The sequence below is a fragment of the Enterobacter sp. 186315 genome (assembly GCF_053290175.1).
On sequence record NZ_JBPTTK010000015.1, the window covers coordinates 1 to 15982 of the forward strand.

The following is a 15982-nucleotide window of genomic DNA, read 5'->3' on the forward strand; positions in this document are numbered from 1 at the left end:
AGTACTCGGCTACGAACCGAGCGGTCGGAGGTTCGAATCCTCCCGGATGCACCATATTCTCCGAGATAACAGCGATGCTGTTGTTTCAAGGTCTGCGAGTTAATCGCAAGCACCAGGGAGGATAACGTTGCTTCAGCAACGGCCCGCAGGGCGAGGCGTAAGCCGAGTAATCCTCCCGGATGCACCATCTCTTCTTCTCATTCCTTTCAATGTTTAGTTCTTAATCACTCTCGTAGTTATCACTTTGCAATCAGCGACAAAAACCACCATTTACGATAAAGTAATGCTTTGTTAATCGGTTAGCGAGAGCACGATGTACGCACAGTATGACGGTTTGATCTTCGATATGGATGGCACCATCCTTGACACCGAGCCAACGCACCGTAAAGCCTGGGATGACGTTCTTGGTCGTTACGGAATGCGCTTTGACCTTCAGGCGATGATTGCCCTCAACGGATCCCCAACCTGGCGTATTGCTCAAGCGGTGATTGAACTCAATCAGGCCGATCTCGATCCGCACCTGCTCGCACGCGAAAAAACCGACGCGGTCAAAGCGATGCTTTTAGACACCGTGCGTCCATTGCCTTTAATTGATGTCGTTAAAGAGTGGCATGGCCGCCGTCCTATGGCTGTCGGCACGGGCAGTGAAAGCGCCGTTGCGGAAGCATTGCTCAACCATCTGGGGCTGCGACACTATTTTTCTGCCGTCGTGGCCGCCGATCATGTTAAAAATCACAAACCCGCACCGGACACCTTCCTGCTTTGTGCAGAATTAATGGGGGTGCCCGCCGCGAAATGCGTGGTGTTTGAAGATGCCGATTTTGGCATTCAGGCCGCGCGCGACGCCGGAATGGATGCAGTGGACGTTCGCTTACTGTGAGTGACGCGCTGTCACTGTCCTCTTTATTCGCCAGCAGTTTTTTAAGCGCTACACTCTTACCGGGGAATTCGGAAGTCGTGCTGGTGGCGATGCTCTTGTCCGGCGTGAGTCAGCCGTGGTTGCTGGTGTTAATAGCAACAATGGGTAATAGCCTTGGAGGGCTGACTAACGTTATTCTTGGGCGTTTCTTTCCGCTTCGTGAGAAATCGCGCTGGCAGGAAAAGGCAGTGGGCTGGCTAAAACGCTATGGCGCTGCCACGCTGTTATTAAGTTGGATGCCTGTAATAGGTGATTTGCTGTGCCTGCTGGCGGGATGGATGCGCATCTCCTGGGGGCCGGTGCTCTTTTTTTTGTGCCTTGGAAAGGCGTTGCGCTATGTTCTTGTAGCATGGCTAACACTACAGGGTATGACGTGGTGGCACTAATTGGTGGAATATAAGCGCGACCTTCAATCGTCAACCATTACAATTATGCTGAGTAACATTACTTTGACAGGCGGGAGGTCAATTTGATCCCGGACGTATCACAGGCGCTGGCCTGGCTGGAAAACCACCCTGAGGCTCTGAAGGGTATTCAGCGCGGTCTTGAGCGCGAAACGCTGCGCGTTAACGCGGATGGTAGCTTAGCGACAACGGGCCACCCTCAGGCGTTAGGCTCGGCGCTGACACATAAATGGATCACAACTGATTTCGCTGAAGCGCTGCTGGAGTTTATTACTCCGGTAGACGGTGATGTTGATCATATGCTGGCACTTCTGCGCGATGTTCATCGCTACACCGCCCGTAATTTGGGCGATGAGCGTATGTGGCCGCTCAGTATGCCTTGCTACATTGAGCAGGGTCAGGAGATTGAGCTTGCGCAGTACGGCACCTCAAATATTGGTCGTCTGAAAACGCTTTATCGTGAAGGTCTGAAAAACCGCTATGGCGCGCTGATGCAGACGATTTCCGGCGTTCACTATAACTTCTCTCTGCCGATGGCCTTCTGGCAGGCGAAGTGCGGTGAAAGCGACAAAGAGGCGATTTCAGCGGGCTATTTAAAGCTGATCCGCAACTACTATCGTTTTGGCTGGGTCATTCCTTACCTGTTTGGCGCATCGCCCGCCATCTGCTCCTCGTTCCTGCAAGGGAAGCCGACCACGCTGCCGTTCGAGGAGACCGAGTGCGGGATGTACTATTTACCGTACGCGACCTCGCTGCGCCTGAGCGATCTTGGCTATACCAATAAGTCGCAAAGCAATCTCGGAATTACGTTTAACGATTTGCACGAGTATGTGGCAGGATTGAAGCGGGCGATCAAAACGCCGTCGGAAGAGTACGAGGCAATCGGCCTTGAAAAAGACGGCAAGCGTCTGCAAATCAACACCAACGTGTTGCAGATTGAGAATGAACTCTACGCGCCAATTCGTCCTAAGCGCGTGACGCGCAGCGGCGAAACCCCGTCGGATGCGTTGCAGCGCGGGGGCATCGAGTACATCGAAGTGCGCTCGCTGGATATCAACCCGTTCTCACCGATTGGCGTCGACGAGCAGCAGGTTCGCTTCCTGGATCTGTTTATGGTCTGGTGCGTGCTGGCGGATGCGCCGGAAATGAGTTCAGACGAGCTGCTCTGCACCCGCACCAACTGGAATCGCGTGATTCTGGAAGGGCGCAAGCCTGGCCTGACGCTGGGCATCGGTTGCGAAACGGCACAGTTCCCGCTGCCAAAAGTGGGTAAAGATCTGTTCCGTGACCTGAAGCGCGTGGCGCAAACGCTGGACAGCCTGTACGGCGGTGACGCGTATCAAAACGTCTGTGACCAGTTGGTTGAATGTTTTGATAACCCGGAACTGACGTTCTCTGCCCGTATTCTGCGTTCTATGATCGATCAGGGTATTGGCGGTACTGGTCGTTCGCTCTCGGCGCAGTATCGCGAGATGCTGATGCAGGAGCCGTTAGAGATTCTGAGCGAAGCTGATTTTATTGCTGAACGCGATGCATCGCTGGTGCGTCAGAAAGAGATTGAAGCGGCAGATACGGAGTCGTTTGACGCGTTTCTGGCGAAGAACGCCTGACAGAAAAGAAAAAGGCCACATCGCTGTGGCCAAAATATACATCTCTGAATTCAGGGATGATGATAACAAATGCGCGTCTTTCATATACTCAGACGCGCATTCTGTAGAAGAGTTCAGTTTATTTTAAAAAAAATCACTATCGGAGGTGACGTATGCCGTTATTAGATAGCTTTACTGTCGACCATACCCGTATGGAAGCACCTGCTGTACGCGTGGCGAAGACCATGCACACCCCGCACGGCGACACGATCACCGTATTCGACCTGCGTTTCTGCGTGCCCAATAAAGAAGTCATGCCGGAAAAAGGCATTCACACGCTGGAGCACCTGTTCGCTGGTTTTATGCGCGATCACCTGAACGGCAACGGCGTTGAGATTATCGATATCTCCCCGATGGGCTGCCGTACCGGTTTCTACATGAGCCTGATTGGCGTGCCTGACGAGCAGCGCGTTGCCAATGCCTGGAAAGCGGCCATGGAAGACGTGCTGAAGGTGAAAGAGCAGAACCAGATCCCTGAGCTGAACGTCTATCAGTGCGGTACGTACCAGATGCACTCTCTGGAAGAAGCACAGGAAATCGCGCGCCACATCATCGAACGTGACGTTCGCGTGAACAGTAACGAAGAGCTGGCCCTGCCAAAAGAAAAATTGCAGGAACTGCACATCTAGTGCGCTTTTCCCTCTCCTTCAGGGAGAGGGTTATTCAGCCCCATGACCACAACCTCAACTTTCTCCTTCACCCATCGCCCCCTTGTGCCGTTTGCCCATGACTATGCGCATGGCGACAGCGAGCCGTTGCATCAGCACGACTGCGCGCAGCTGCTGCACAGCCTGAGCGGGGTAGTGCGGGTGGATACGGCCTCTGGCTGCTGGGTTGTCCCGCCGGGCCGTGGGGTCTGGCTGCCCGCAGGCACGCCGCATTCGCTGCGCATCACGGGCAACGTGGCGGCGCGCACGCTGTTTATCGATCCCCTGGCGCGTGCAGATCTGCCTGCATCCTGTCAGATCGTTCAGATCTCGCCGCTGCTGCGCGAACTGATCCTCACGTCGCTGACGCTCCCAGAACCCTATCTGCCCGGCAGCCGCGATGAGCGGGTGTATGAGCTGATCCTCGACGAAATTCGCGTGATGCCGGTGCTGCCGTTTCATCTTCCAGAGCCGGAAAGCGAGCCGTTACGCCTTCTTTGCCTGCAAATCCGTAAGGCGGCCGGAGAGCGCTGGAGCAACACGCAGGCCGCGAGCATGACCGGCATGAGCGAGCGCACGCTGAACCGCCATTTTCAGCAGCAGACCGGTTTAAGCTATAGCGACTGGGTGAGAAGGGCGCGATTGCTGGAAGCGCTGCAAAGGCTGGCGCAGGGCCAGCCCGTACTGCGCGTGGCGCTGGATCTGGGCTACGGGAGCCACAGCGCGTTCACGGCGATGTTCCGCCGGGTGATGGGGATATCACCCAGCGAGTATTTCAAAAACGACTAACCGACCGCATTCAACAGCGCCTGAAGAGAGGCGCGCGCCACGTCGCTGTCGATGCCGACACCCCAGCGGCTGCTGCCGTCCTGGAACAGGCAGCGGATATAGGCCACCGAGCGGCTGTCGCTGCGCTCGCCCAGCGTATGCTCGTGATAATCCTTAATCACAAACGGCGTGGCGATCCAGCGGCCCAGGCCGTTGGCGGCGGCAGAGAGCAGGCCGTTGCCCTGACCCTCAAGCTGGCGGGTTCCGCCGTCGGTCGCCACCGTCGCGATAAGGCGTAACTGCCCGTCTTGCTGGCTGTCGCTGCTGTAGGATTGCAGGGCATAGCGCGGCGCAGGTATCAGGCCGTAGCGGCTGCGAAACAGCTGCCACAGCGCGTTTTGCGTCATCTCTTTGCCGTGGCTGTCCGTTTCCTGCTGGACGTGCTGGCTGAAATCCTGCTGCAACGCGCGCGGCAGCTTCAGGCCGTGATTCTGCTCGATAAGCCATGCGCTGCCGCTCTTACCCGACTGGCTGTTGACGCGGATCACCGCCTCATAGGTACAGCCGATATCCTGCGGATCGACGGGCAGATAGGGCATTTCCCAGCGCTCGTCCGGCCTGCGGGCATCGAAGCCTTTTTTGATTGCATCCTGATGCGAGCCGGAAAACGCGGTGTAGGCGAGCCTGCCCGCCCACGGGTGACGCGGGTGTACCGGAAGCTGGTTGCAGCTTTCCACGGTCTCCACCACGCGGTTCATGTCGCTGAAATCCAGATTGGGGCTGACGCCCTGGCTGTAAAGGTTCATCGCCAGCGTCACCAGGCAGACGTTACCCGTGCGCTCCCCGTTGCCAAACAGGCAACCTTCCACCCGGTCAGCGCCCGCCATCACCGCCAGCTCCGCGCTGGCCACGCCCGTCCCGCGATCGTTATGCGGATGGACGCTGATACAGACATCCTGGCGGCGGTTGAAGTGTCGGCAGAAATACTCAATCTGATCGGCATACACGTTCGGGGTGCTGACTTCGACGGTGGCCGGCAGGTTAATCACCATCGGGCGTTCTGCGCAGGGCTGCCAGATCTCCGCCACCGCTTCACAAATCTCCAGCGCAAAGTCCGGCTCGGTGAAGCAGAAGGTTTCCGGGGAGTATTCGTACTGCCAGCGGGTGTCGGGGTTTTCTTCGCAGAGCGTGCGGATAAGGCGCGTGGAGCGGGTGGCCAGCTCCACGATTTCCGCTTTCTCCATGCCAAACACCAGGCGGCGGAACAGCGGGGCGGTGGCGTTATAGAGGTGAACGGTGGCCTGTTTTGCCCCTTTCAGCGACGCAAAGGTGCGCAGGATCAGATCTTCCCGCGCCTGGGTTAACACCTGAATGGTGACGTCGTCCGGGATGCGCTCTTCTTCAATCAGCTGGCGGACGAAGTTGAAGTCCGTTTGCGAGGCTGACGGGAAGGCGACCTCAATCTCTTTGAATCCGCAGTCGAGCAGCAACTGCCAGAATTGCAGCTTGCGGGCGCCGTCCATCGGCTCGGCCAGCGCCTGGTTGCCGTCGCGCAGATCGGTGGAGAGCCAGCGTGGCGCATGGGTAATGCGTTGCTCCGGCCAGCGGCGGTCGGGCAGGGAGAGGGCGGGATAAGGTTGGTATTTGTCGGCGGGTGTGTTCAGCATGATGCGCTCCTGTTGTCTTTTCACTATCGTGACGGGATTTCAGGAGCGCTGCTTTACTGGAACGGACAATTGCTGTCGCGTTTTGGACACGGTGCGGGTTTTGCCGGGTGGCGGCTGCGCCTTACCCGGCCTACTGTGGGGCGCTAAAATTAATGCGCGCCACCACCGCCGCTGCCGGCACCAAACGGCGGTTTGGCAAACCACACCAGACCAAGCAGGACGAGGAAGATCCCCGCGGATATCCAGAAAATCTCGTTCGCCGAGATAATCAGACCCTGATTGGTGATCTGCTGGGCAATCCACCCCGACGCCTGCTGCTCGGTCATCCCCATTCCCTGTAGCTCGCTGTACATCTGCTGAGCGTTAGGATTGAACGGGTTCACCGCTTCGGTCAGCTGCGCGTGGTGCATCGACTCACGGTTAGTCCACAGAGTGGTGGTGATCGACGTGCCGATAGAGCCCGCCAGCGTTCGCGTAAAGTTCGACAGGCTCGATGCCGCCGCCATTCGCTCAGGCGGCAGGCCGGAGAGCGTGATGGTGGTCAGCGGCATAAAGAAGCAGGCCACGGCGAAGCCCTGAATAAACTGCGGCCACGCGGAGGCGCCAAAGTCCATTCCCGGCTCGAACGTATACGCACGCCAGTAGAAGCAGACGGCGTACATAATAAAGCTGAACGTCACCAGGCGACGCATGTCAAGCTTGTGGGCGAAGCGGCCGATAATCGGCGACAGCAGAACGGGGATCAGCCCGACCGGCGCAGAGGCAAGACCCGCCCAGGTTGCGGTATAGCCGTAGACCTCCTGCAATAGCTGCGGCAGCAGAACGATCGCGCCGAAGTAGAGCATATAGGCGAGGCTGATACACAGGCAGCCGATGGTAAAGTTTCGCGACTTGAACAGCGACAGATCCACTATCGGGTTATCGTCGGTCAGCTCCCAGACAATCAGGAAGCTCAGCGACACCACCGCGACAATCGTCAGGATGATAATCTCCCGGGAGTTGAACCAGTCCAGCTCTTTACCCTGATCGAGCATCACCTGCAAACTGCCGATGCCGATAACCAGCAGCGCCAGACCAATGGCGTCGATACGCCGCTGTTCCGTTCGCGTTTCCCGACCGCGCAGCGACTGAAGCGTCATCATTACCACGATGGCGCCAATCGGTACGTTGATAAAGAAGATCCAGCCCCAGTGGTAGTTATCGCTGATATACCCGCCGAGGATCGGCCCGCAAATCGGGGCGACGATCACCGTCATTGACCACAGCGCCAGCGCGATAGAACGCTTCGCGGGCGGGTAGTTGTTTAACAGTAAACTCTGCGACAGCGGGATCAGCGGCCCGGCCACAATCCCCTGAATGACGCGGAAGAAGATCAGCATCGTCAGGCTGGTGGACATGCCGCACGCCCAGGAGGCGATCACAAAGGCGATGGTTGACCACAGGAACAGCTTCACTTCACCGACGCGTTTGGCGAGCCAGCCGGTGATCGGGATCGAGATGGCGTTTGCCACCCCGAACGAGGTAATGACCCACGTCCCCTGGCTCAGCGACGAGCCCAGGTTCCCGGCGATAGTGGGGATAGCCACGTTCGCGATGGTGGAGTCCAGCACCTGCATGAATGTCGCCAGCGACAGCGCGATGGTCATAATGACCAGCTGCGCGCCCTCCAGCGGTTTTTGCGGCTTTTGCGGTTGCATAACGCTCACCTCGGATTAACCGGCGTTCGCTTTCACGATGTCATCGATCAGCTTATTGACCGGATCGAGGCTGATTTCACGGGCGTTACTTTCGTAGGCCGGCGTGTTACGCACCTGGCTTGCCAGGATCTGCCCGTCGCGGTTGGCGGTATCAACGGTCACCAGCGTGGACAAGCCGATACGCAGCGGATGGTCGGCCAGCTGTTTGGCATCAAGCTCGATACGCACGGGTAAACGCTGAACCACTTTGATCCAGTTCCCGGTGGCGTTCTGCGCAGGCAGCAGGGAGAACGCGCTACCTGTCCCCATATCCAGACCGACCACTTTACCGGTGTATTTGATGTCGTCGCCGTAGATGTCGCTGACCACGGTCGCGGTCTGGCCGATACGCATGTGCGCAAGCTGCGTCTCTTTGAAGTTAGCGTCCACCCACAGGTTGTTTGCCGGAACAACGGCCATCAGCGGGGTGGTGGTGCCAATTTGCGCGCCAGGCTGTACCGAGCGGCGGGAGACATAGCCGGTCATCGGGCTGACGATTTTCGTACGCTCCAGCGCAAGCCAGGCGTTACGCACTTCAGTCGCCGCCTGTTTAACCGCTGGCTGGTTTTCAAGGCTAGTGCCCAGCACCATCGCCTGGTTCGCGTTGTACTGCTGGATGGCAACATCAAGCTGCGCCTGTGCGCTGGCAACGGCGTCGCGGGCGTGTTGCAGCTCTTCACGGCCAATCAGGTTGGCGGTGCCGAGAGGAACGCGGCGATTGAGGTCGCTCTGCGCCTGCGCCAGTGCGGTTTTCTGCACGTCGATGCTGGCCTGAAGCTGTTTGCTGTTGATCATCAGCTGGCGCGTCTGACGGACGCTGGAGGCCAGCTGAGTCTGCGCTTTTTCAAACGCCTGCTGTGCGTCGGTCGGATCGAGCGTGACCAGCACGTCGCCTTTTTGCACAAAGTCGGTATTGTCAGCCCAGACTTTCGTCACGCTGCCCGACACCTGCGCCATAATTTGTACCTGGTTCCCTGCCACGTATGCATCGTCTGTCTCTTCGACGTGACGCAATACTAAAAACCAGTAGATGCCATATGCCACGGCAATAATGATAAAGAGCAAGGTCAGGATTAGAAGGGCGCCCTTGCGTTTGCCTTTCTTATTGACCGGTTGCTGCGGGGTAGTGTTCTCCGCATTTGCGCTCATTGTTATTCTCCACGATCTTCTTATTTTCACATCGGCTGAGCCGACCAGTTGTCAGAAAGGCCAGCAGTGTCACGTGCTGGCCTGTCAATTTCTTATGAATCTGGATTGTCGAGCGTGTCGTCGCGTTAGCGCAGCGCCTCAAGGACGGCGCCGTCTTCATCCATCTGATCCAGACGGGTAAGCAGCTTGCGGGTGATCTGCTCTAGCTGATCGCGCTCGGAGGTGCTGAGAGCGGACCAAAGCTTGTGAAGACAGTTGTGCTGAGGTGGAAGCACCTCGCGCAGGAATTCGTGACCTTTATCGGTCAGTTGCAGATGCAGACAACGACGGTCGTTGTCGCTTTCACGGCGCTCGATCCAGCCGCGCTTTTCCAGCTCATCAGCAATACGGGTTGCGTTAGTACGGGAAGAACCCAGCGCACAGCTCAGTTCAGACGGCTGAATGCTATGATTTTCCTGAGACTCCAGCGTGATCAACGCCATAAACAATGTCTCGTTAATCCCTTGCGCTTTCAGCATCTTGTTACGGTTATCCAGCAGTTTGCCTTGCATGTGCATGCACAGGCGAGTCAGCAGAATTTCCTGATACGGGAAGTCTTCGTGACGACTGGCGCGGAACTTAAGCATCTGTTCGATGGGCGTAAACGAACTATCCATTTGGGCATAACCTCATTAATTACAGCCGATATAGTAACGATGGTGACAAATAATGTAAATGAATTATTTGTGCGGTTATATCCGCAAGGCACATGTCACCATCATAGAGCGCCGGGTAAATCCGTGACCCGGTGAGCACAGAAAGGGAGGGGCATACGCCCTCAGGAGATGGGGGGTGAGGAACGTAATCAACCAACAGGGATGAATTTTTCATGCTGCTTTTTAATATGTTACCCACATTAAAATTTCTGGGATAAATGTTTACACTAACCTTAACAGACATAGGGGCGCCTTAACACCCTAAGAAGCCCCAGTGCCATGTAAAGCTTAAGAAATGGCTTCCTGGCGGTGATATCCGCGCCACCACACCAGCAGATTCAGTGCTGCAACAATTGCCCCGATGCTGCACACGCCTGCCCAGCCAGCGTGTTGCCATGCGGCCGCTGAAACCAGTGAACCGGCCGCGCCGCCGATGAAATAGCTGGTCATATAGCCTGCCGTCAGACGGTTACGCGCGTCCGGCTTAACCCGATAAATTACGGTCTGGTTGGTGATGTGCACGCCCTGCACGGTGAGGTCGAGCACCAGAATGCCGACAATCAGCGCCAGCACCGAGGCGTGTCCGAACCAGATAGCCACCCATGAGAGCAGCAGTAAAATCAGCCCGGTCGTGGTGGTGAGGTGGGATTTCCCGCTATCCGCCAGGCCGCCAGCAGGACGTGCCCCCAGCGCGCCCGCGGCGCCCGCCAGACCAAACAGGCCAATCACCCCTTCGGAATAGTTAAACGGCGGCGAGGCCAGCAGAAACGCCATCGACGTCCAGAGAATGCTGAAGTTCGCAAAGGTGAAACAGCCCAGCAGCGCGCGGGTTCGCAGCAGTTTATCCTGCGTGAACAGGCTAAACACCGAGCCGAGAAGCTGCGGGTAGTTGAGGTGGTTTTCCTGCTTCACCTTCGGCAGACCGCGCCACAGCGCCAGCGCCATGATCACCATCAGCACGCTGGCGACCCAGTAAACGGTGCGCCAGCCGCCGAGGCTTGCCAGCAGTCCGGCCACGGTTCGCGCCAGTAAAATCCCCAGCAGCAGGCCGCTCATGATGGTGCCCACCACCTTGCCGCGCTTGTCCGGCGAGGCGAGCGTTGCCGCCAGCGGTACCAGAATTTGCGCCACCACCGAGAACAGGCCCGTTAAGGCGGTGCCGAGGATCATCATGGCCAGCGACTGGCTGCTCGCGGTGATCAGCATCCCGCCCGCGGCCAGCAGGGTCATGGAGACAATCAGCATCCGGCGTTCAAACATATCCCCAAGCGGGACCAAAAACAGCAGGCCAGCGGCGTAGCCCAGCTGCGCGGCGGTCACGATAAACCCGGCGGAGCTGGCGGAAAGGTTAAAGGCGCGCGCGATGGTGTCGAGCAGAGGCTGCGCATAATAGTTGCTGGCGACGGCAAGGCCGGTTGCCACGGACATTAACAGGATCAGTGCCGGGCTAAGCCCGTGAGTTGGTTTGGTCATTGGTCAGGAATCATTAGTTGAGTGATTATTTTTCCGGAAACCAATAATAACCAATGATTGTGTACGGTGTGGGATTGTGGTGTGTGGGTTTGTGCGGTTTGGGTTGGGTGCGGTCTGATGCCCTCACCCTGGCCCTCTCCCACGGGGAGAGGGAACACTGATACCCTCCCCTAGGGGGGAGGGAAAAGAGGTTACTTCTGCGCGTCCAGCGCTTCTTTCACCCAGCCATCGAACTGCTGCTGGTGGGCTTTGATCCAGCCGTCAACGTGGCCTTTGATATCCGCTTCAGACGATTTGCCTTCGTGCATCATGGCGTTCTGGGCGTTGATGTCCGCCAGCGGCAGCTTCATTACCGAGAACAGCTTCGCCGCCGCCGGGTTTTTCTCAGCCCAGGCCTTGTTGGCGACGATATGCATGGTGTTCACCGGGAAACCGTAGTTCATGCCGTTCGGCAGTTTGGTGTCGATGTCCTTCTGCTCGCCCGGAAGTGAGGAGAACGGCACCTGCAACCACACCACGTCTTTACCCGGCTTCAGCACATCGCTTACCCAGTACGGTGTCCAGGTGTAATAGATGACCGGTTTGCCCTCTTTAAAGCGCGCAATGGTATCTGCCATCATCGCCGAGTAGTTGCCGTGGCTCACGTCGACGGTCTTCGCCAGATCGAAGGCTTTGTTCTGGTGGTTAATCACCGCTTCACAGCCCCAGCCCGGCGAGCAGCCCATCATGTCGGCTTTGCCGTCACCGTTGGTGTCGAACAGTTTGGCGATCTTCGGATCCTTCAGCTGCTCAATATTGGTGATGTGATACTGCTCGGCGGTTTTTTTGTCGATCAGATAACCCTGCGCCGCGCCGGTCACGAAGGTGCCCTGGCGGTAAAATTTCTTGTCGCCGCCCGCTGCGGCATACATATCGTCGTGCAGCGGCTGCCAGTTCACGGCGGTAAAGGTGGCATCGCCGGAGGCAATCGAGGTGTAGCCCACGTTGTAATCGACTTCACTCGGGGTATTCACCGTGTAGCCCAGTTTTTCCAGCGCGCGGCTGACGATCAGGGTCTGGAAAGTCTCTTCCGAAATGGTGCTCTGAACCGGTTGAACGGTAATGCCTTTGCCCGGCAGGTCGGCAGCAAACGTGCTGGTGGAGACAAGGGTGGCAAACGCTGTGGCAAAAAGTACCTTATGTCGCATCGTTGTTCCTTATTTTGATTTCGTGAAAGGGCGGGTGACTAACCCGACCGGGCCGGTGGTATACCAGCGACGGTTGCCGCGACTGCGTGAATCGCGACCGACAGCCTGCGTCAGGCGGTCAAGAATAATGGCGAGGATCACAATCCCGACGCCGCCCACGGTGGCAAGGCCCATATCCAGACGGCCAATGCCGCGCAGCACCATCTGACCGAGACCACCGACGGCAATCATCGAGGCGATAACCACCATCGACAGCGCCAGCATCAGGGTTTGGTTTACGCCCGCCATAATGGTTGGCATCGCCAGCGGGAGCTGCACTTTAAACAGCATCTGGCGCGGGCTGGCCCCAAAGGAGCGCGACGCCTCGATAAGATCGGCCGGCACCTGGTTGATACCCAGAATGGTCAGACGCACAATCGGCGGCAGGGCGAAGATAATGGTCACCACCACGCCAGGCACGTTACCGATACCAAACAGCATCACGATCGGCACCAGATAGACGAACGCCGGAGTGGTCTGCATCGCATCCAGCAGCGGACGGATGATTTTCGCCGCCCGTGGGCTGCGCGCCAGCCAGATCCCCAGCGGCAGGCCAATCACCACGCAGAAGAGCAGGGCGGTCAGCACCAGCGCCAGGGTGATCATCGCCTGCGACCAGGCGCCAATCGCGCCGATGGCAATCAGCGACACCAGCGTGGCAATCCCCATGCCCGCGCTGCCGAACTGCCAGGCGATCAGGGCAAATACCAGAATGGCAACCGGTGCAGGCATGCCCAGCAGCAATTGCTGGAAGCCGTTCAGGATGTAATCCACCGGAACGCGGATCCCCTGGAACACCGGACGGAAGTGCGTCACCACCCAGTCAATCCCCTCGGTGACCCAGCTGTCGAGCGGGATCAGGGTTTTGTGGAACGGATCCATGATGTTGAAATGTTCCGGCGCAGGCGCGGGTGCGCTGTTGAGCCAGTCCGCCGAGCCGCCCGTATCAGGTGCGGGTGTTGAACCCCACGCGTCGGCAGATTGCGCCGCGCTGTCTGCGGCTTCGGTGGTTCCCCACGGGTTAGATTGATCAGCCATTGTGTGCCCCCTCGCGATCTAAAGCCTTGAGCAGCATCCCTTTGGAGATGATGCCGACGTACTGTTGTTCTTCGCCGACGACCGGCACGGCGCATGGCGCCTGTCCTACGTGGGAGAGCAACTCGCTGAGCGGCGTTTCGGCGTCCACCGCAAGCGGGGACGCGATAAGCGCCGCATCGATACCCTGGTTTTCGCTCAGGGCGGTTTTCAGGGAGTCGATGGAGACAACGCCGACGAATTTATTGCCGCGTTCAATGAGATAACCGTATTCACGGTCTTCATCCTGCAACAGCTTGAGCGCAGAACGCGGGCCGAAACCGGGCGTTTTACGGATCAGGCCGTTCGGAGAACGACGGGCAATATCTTTGGCGCTGAATACCTGGCTGATATCCACGCCGCGGAAGAAGGTGCGCACGTAATCATTGGCCGGATTATTGAGAATTTCGTCCGGCGTGCCGACCTGTACCACTTCACCGTTTTGCATAATGGCAATCCGATCGCCAATACGCATCGCTTCATCAAGATCGTGGGAAATAAAGACGATAGTACGCTGATGTTTAGCCTGAAGTTTTACCAGCTCATCCTGCATCTCGGTACGAATTAATGGGTCGAGCGCCGAGAAGGCTTCATCCATTAATAAAATATCGGGATTGATTGCTAATGCGCGGGCTAATCCCACGCGTTGACGCATCCCGCCAGAAAGTTCATCGGGATAGCTGTGGGCGTAATTTTCAAGACCCACCTGACGCAGCGCATCCAGCGCTTTTTCCAGACGTTCTTGTGCCGGCATTCCGGCTAATTCCATACCAAACGCGGTATTATCTAATACCGTCATATGCGGCATTAACGCGAATGACTGAAACACCATCGCAATCTTTTTTCTGCGCACCTCGCGAAGCTCAGCGTCGGATATTTTGGCAATATCAACGCCGTCAATCAGCACCTGCCCGCGGGTGGGTTCAATCAGGCGATTGAGAAGGCGAACCATAGTGGATTTACCCGAACCGGATAATCCCATGATGACAAAAATCTCGCCTTCTTCAATGGCCAGACTGGCGTCTTTGACGCCAAGCGAAAGCCCGGTTTTTTCCAGAATTTGCTCTTTCGTAAGTCCTTTTTCAATATATTTGAATGCGCGCTGTGGATGCTCGCCAAATACTTTATAAAGATTTTTCACTTCTAATTTAATTGCCATGCAATAGAGAGTGTCCTGTTATTTGTTTATGTCGATATGATTACCATGGTAAATAGTTAACTGGCATTACCCTAACATACTCAGATTCTGAGACAACCCTCAATTCCCTTATGGCATGAATTTTGCCGAAGCTCAATGCGCTGAATTTCCCATGAGTAAAGGGCTGAGAGCGATCTGAATTAGTGTGAATTTTTTGCTACTGCATCGGGGAATTTCGCCTGAATGGAAATAATTCAGGCGAATATCAGAGGAAAGTAGAGTGTAGTTGCCCTGGAAATATTAGGGGGAAATAAAGGGGATTTATATTAAATTAATGAACGTTAATTTCCCCTCCTGAAACTGGCACGGGCGGCTCCCTCTCCTTTGGGAGAGGGGTGGGGTGAGGGGAAACAGACGGCGCCGAACGATCCCCTCTCCCCTCCGGGGAGAGGGTTAGGGTGAGGGGTAAAAATCCATTAAAAATCCCAGTCCTCATCCTCGGTTTCCACCGCTTTGCCCATCACATAAGACGAGCCGGACCCGGAGAAGAAGTCGTGGTTTTCATCGGCATTCGGCGAAAGCGCGGCCAGGATCGCCGGGTTGACCTCCGCCATCTCCGGCGGGAACAGCGCCTCGTAGCCGAGGTTCATCAGCGCTTTGTTGGCGTTGTAGCTGAGGAACGCTTTCACATCCTCTTCCCAGCCGCTTCCGGCGTACAACTCCTCGGTGTAACGCAGCTCGTTGTCGTACAAATCCATCAGCAGATCCAGCGCGAAGTTTTTTAGCTCCTCGCGTTTAGCCTCGCTGACTTTTTCCAGCCCTTTCTGGTACTTATAGCCAATATAGTAGCCGTGTACCGCTTCATCGCGGATGATCAGGCGGATTAAATCGGCGGTGTTGGTGAGCTTGCCGCGACTCGACCAGTACATCGGCAGCCAGAAGCCGGAATAGAAGAGGAATGATTCCAGAAACACGCTGGCGATTTTCTTTTTCAGCGGCTCGTCGGCCCGGTAATAGGACAGCACCAGATCCGCCTTGCGCTGGAGCGATTCGCTCTCTTCACTCCAGGCGTAGGCCGCGTCCACGTCTTTGGTCTGACACAGCGTCGAGAAAATCGAGCTGTAGGAGCGGGCGTGGACCGCTTCCATAAAGCTGATGTTCGACATCACCGCCTCTTCGTGCGGCGTCAGCGAATCCGCCATTAACGCCGGGGCGCCGACGGTATTCTGAATGGTGTCCAGCAGCGTCAGGCCGGTAAAGACGCGGATGGTCAGCTGCTGCTCCGCGTGGCTTAAGGTCTGCCAGGCGGGGATATCGTTCGACAGCGGCACTTTTTCCGGCAGCCAGAAGTTGCTGGTCAGGCGGTTCCACACCTCCAGGTCTTTATCGTCCTCGATTTTGTTCCAGTTAACGGCGCTCACGCGTGACAGTTTCATC

General features: G+C 56.9%; 14 protein-coding genes. 5 read left to right on the forward strand and 9 right to left on the reverse strand.

Going from position 1 to position 15982, the window contains the following annotated elements:
- The first annotated feature begins 313 nt into the window (after positions 1-313).
- The 5 genes from yqaB (at position 314) to ACSVHP_RS16180 (ending at position 4408) form a co-directional block, all read left to right on the forward strand.
- Positions 314-880: a fructose-1-phosphate/6-phosphogluconate phosphatase gene (gene yqaB / locus ACSVHP_RS16160; protein WP_234676345.1), complete on the forward strand. Its 567-nt coding sequence runs from the start codon at positions 314-316 to the stop codon at positions 878-880.
- The gene (locus tag ACSVHP_RS16165) at positions 877-1305 is read left to right on the forward strand and encodes a YqaA family protein (protein WP_234676343.1); all 429 of its coding nucleotides are present in this window, start codon (positions 877-879) and stop codon (positions 1303-1305) included. Before yqaB ends, ACSVHP_RS16165 begins: the two co-directional genes overlap by 4 nt.
- An 83-nt stretch (positions 1306-1388) precedes the next feature.
- Positions 1389-2933: a glutamate--cysteine ligase gene (gshA, locus tag ACSVHP_RS16170; protein ID WP_234676340.1), complete on the forward strand. Its 1545-nt coding sequence runs from the start codon at positions 1389-1391 to the stop codon at positions 2931-2933.
- A 152-nt stretch (positions 2934-3085) separates the two neighbouring features.
- Positions 3086-3601 (forward strand): S-ribosylhomocysteine lyase, encoded by a 516-nt coding sequence (gene luxS, locus ACSVHP_RS16175; RefSeq protein WP_234676339.1) that lies wholly within the window; start codon positions 3086-3088, stop codon positions 3599-3601.
- 42 nt (positions 3602-3643) lie between these two features.
- A complete protein-coding gene (locus ACSVHP_RS16180) occupies positions 3644-4408 on the forward strand; it encodes an AraC family transcriptional regulator (protein WP_447552427.1) in 765 nt (254 codons plus the stop codon).
- Here the strand turns inward: ACSVHP_RS16180 and leuA are convergent.
- The 9 genes from leuA to nrdF all read right to left on the reverse strand — a co-directional run bounded on the left by leuA (position 4405) and on the right by nrdF (position 15981).
- The gene (leuA, locus tag ACSVHP_RS16185) at positions 4405-6054 is read right to left on the reverse strand and encodes a 2-isopropylmalate synthase (RefSeq protein ID WP_447552428.1); all 1650 of its coding nucleotides are present in this window, start codon (positions 6052-6054) and stop codon (positions 4405-4407) included. The genes ACSVHP_RS16180 and leuA overlap by 4 nt on opposite strands.
- 149 nt (positions 6055-6203) lie before the next feature.
- The gene (gene emrB, locus ACSVHP_RS16190) at positions 6204-7751 is read right to left on the reverse strand and encodes a multidrug efflux MFS transporter permease subunit EmrB (RefSeq protein WP_234676581.1); all 1548 of its coding nucleotides are present in this window, start codon (positions 7749-7751) and stop codon (positions 6204-6206) included.
- A 15-nt stretch (positions 7752-7766) separates the two neighbouring features.
- The gene (gene emrA / locus ACSVHP_RS16195; RefSeq protein ID WP_234676583.1) at positions 7767-8939 is read right to left on the reverse strand and encodes a multidrug efflux MFS transporter periplasmic adaptor subunit EmrA; all 1173 of its coding nucleotides are present in this window, start codon (positions 8937-8939) and stop codon (positions 7767-7769) included.
- A 125-nt stretch (positions 8940-9064) separates the two neighbouring features.
- A complete protein-coding gene (mprA, locus tag ACSVHP_RS16200; RefSeq protein ID WP_234676584.1) occupies positions 9065-9595 on the reverse strand; it encodes a transcriptional repressor MprA in 531 nt (176 codons plus the stop codon).
- 327 nt (positions 9596-9922) lie between these two features.
- Positions 9923-11107 carry an MFS transporter gene (locus tag ACSVHP_RS16205; protein WP_447552429.1) on the reverse strand — a complete coding sequence of 395 codons (1185 nt, stop codon included), beginning with the start codon at positions 11105-11107 and terminating at the stop codon, positions 9923-9925.
- Positions 11108-11298: 191 nt separating this feature from the next.
- Entirely contained in the window at positions 11299-12294 is a 996-nt protein-coding gene (gene proX / locus ACSVHP_RS16210) for a glycine betaine/L-proline ABC transporter substrate-binding protein ProX (protein WP_447552430.1), read from the reverse strand.
- A 9-nt stretch (positions 12295-12303) separates the two neighbouring features.
- Entirely contained in the window at positions 12304-13371 is a 1068-nt protein-coding gene (proW, locus tag ACSVHP_RS16215) for a glycine betaine/L-proline ABC transporter permease ProW (protein WP_447552431.1), read from the reverse strand.
- Entirely contained in the window at positions 13364-14566 is a 1203-nt protein-coding gene (proV, locus tag ACSVHP_RS16220) for a glycine betaine/L-proline ABC transporter ATP-binding protein ProV (protein WP_447552432.1), read from the reverse strand. The genes proW and proV overlap by 8 nt, the downstream gene beginning before the upstream one ends.
- A gap of 455 nt (positions 14567-15021) precedes the next feature.
- The gene (gene nrdF / locus ACSVHP_RS16225) at positions 15022-15981 is read right to left on the reverse strand and encodes a class 1b ribonucleoside-diphosphate reductase subunit beta (protein ID WP_234675691.1); all 960 of its coding nucleotides are present in this window, start codon (positions 15979-15981) and stop codon (positions 15022-15024) included.
- Position 15982: the final 1 nt, after the last annotated feature.